The sequence below is a fragment of the Kitasatospora sp. NPDC004799 genome (assembly GCF_040609095.1).
In the GTDB taxonomy this organism is placed as follows: Bacteria; Actinomycetota; Actinomycetes; order Streptomycetales; family Streptomycetaceae; genus Kitasatospora.
Genome location: NZ_JBEXJK010000748.1, coordinates 1 through 1,767, shown reverse-complemented (window position 1 = coordinate 1,767; position 1,767 = coordinate 1). Strand labels below are relative to the sequence as shown.

The following is a 1,767-nucleotide window of genomic DNA, read 5'->3' as shown; positions in this document are numbered from 1 at the left end:
GAACCGGCCCGGTACATCAACAAGCTCACGGTGTCGCGCTCGTACGCCGGGCAGGATCTGGGCGGGCGGCTGCTGAACTGGGCGGGCGAGCGGGCGGCCGGCCGGGGAGGTGGGCGAGAGCAGCGCGTCGTAGTCGTCGACGACGACGACCAGCCGGGGCGGGGGAGCGGCCGGTCCGGTCGGGCGGGGGGCCTCCGCGCTGCGCGGCGGGATGATCCGGGGCGTGGTGGCCGCTCCGCCGCCGACGGCGGCGGGCACCGGGACCTTGGCACGCGCCGCGTCCGCCTCCCGCCCGTTCAGGCCTTGCCCGTCCAGGCCGCCCTGCCCGTCCAGGCCCTGCGCGTCCAGGATCCGCGCGGCGTGCCAGGAGGCGAAGTCCAGCCCGTCGAACAGCCGCTCCCGCAGGGTGAGTTCGTCCTCCAGCGCCTCGGCCGCGAGCAGCGCGCCGCGCGGGTCGGCGGCGGCGTTCACCCGGCCGGTGACGTGCGGCAGTTCGGTGCAGCCGTCCAGGCCGTCCTGACCGTCCGCGACGGCCCGGCCCTCGATGATCGTGACGGCCAGCCGCTCGGGCCGCTCGGAGACGGCGAGCGAGGCGACCAGGGTGCGCAGCAGCTCGGTCTTGCCGGAGCCCCGGGCGCCGCCGATCAGCAGGTGCGGGCCGCCCGGGTCGGGGGAGGGGAGGGTGAGCTCGGGGTCGGCCAGGTCGAGCGTGCAGAGCTCGTCCCGGGTGGTGCCGAGCAGGGCGGTGGCGGCGCCGATGCCGCCGGCGTGCGCCTCCCAGCGGGCGGACAGCTTGGCCGGGGTGACGGTGTCGAGCTGGAGCAGGTCGAGCAGCCGCAGCACGTCGGGCAGCGGGCCGCGGGCGGCCGGGACGGCCTCGCGCAGCGGGGCGAGGACCCGGGCCAGCCGCTCGGCCCAGGCGTCCGAGACGGCGTCCAGCGAGACCTCGTGCAGGGCCTCCCGGCCGCGGGCGACCGGGCGGTCCAGCGAGAGCTGGGTGCCGACCTCGCCGGTGATCACGGCGGTGGCGCCGAGGCCCCGGGGGAGCAGCTCGGGCTGTTCGGCGAGGCAGATCGGGAAGATGCCGACCGCCGGGCCCTGGCGCAGCAGCAGGTCGAGCGCCTGCCGGGCGGCCTCGGTGGCCGGTCGGCCGTCCACCACGACCACGGTGGCGGGGTGGCCGCCGAGGCCGCTGGGGCCGCTGAGCCGGGCGGTGAGCTCGGTCAGCCGGGCGGTGGCCTGGTCGTCGTCGAGGCCGATCAGCAGCCGGCAGTCCTGGCCGTCGACCGGCCGCAGGTGGGGCAGCCACAGGGCCCAGGCCCAGGTGTCGGCGCGGTCCTCGGCGGCCCGGGCCGGGTCGGCGTCGACCACGACGAGGCTCAGCCCGGTCGGCGGGTGCAGCGCGGCGAGCTGGGCGACGACGGCGCGGGTGAGCGCGTCCAGGCGCTCGCGCGGGCCGCTGAGGCCGAGGCTGCCGGCGGTCTGGAGGTCGAGGGTGACCGGGACGGCGGGCAGCATGGTGCCGGGCGTGGTGCCGGGGCCGCCGGGGCGGTCGGCGGTGCCGAGGCGCAGGGTGAGCGCGTCGGGGTGGCCGGGGCCGCGCTCCCAGAGCCGGGGGCCGGGGCCGACGGCGTTGAGCAGCAGGGTGGCCAGGTCGGGCCAGCGCTCGCGCTGGGCGGCGACTCCGAGGCGTTCTTGGTGAAGATCACCTCGTTGCGGCTCGGCGCGTTGACGAACGCCGCGACCTTGTCCCGGGCGCCCTCGTAC

General features: G+C 78.3%; 2 protein-coding genes. Both read right to left on the bottom strand.

Annotated features, from left to right (window positions below; genetic code table 11):
- On the bottom strand, positions 1-843 hold an 843-nt coding region (locus ABZW03_RS40485; protein WP_355269839.1), incomplete at its 3' end, for an FtsK/SpoIIIE domain-containing protein.
- Positions 844-1,379: 536 nt separating this feature from the next.
- A partial coding sequence (locus ABZW03_RS40480; RefSeq protein WP_355269837.1) for an aminotransferase class V-fold PLP-dependent enzyme occupies positions 1,380-1,767 on the bottom strand: 388 nt, incomplete at its 5' end.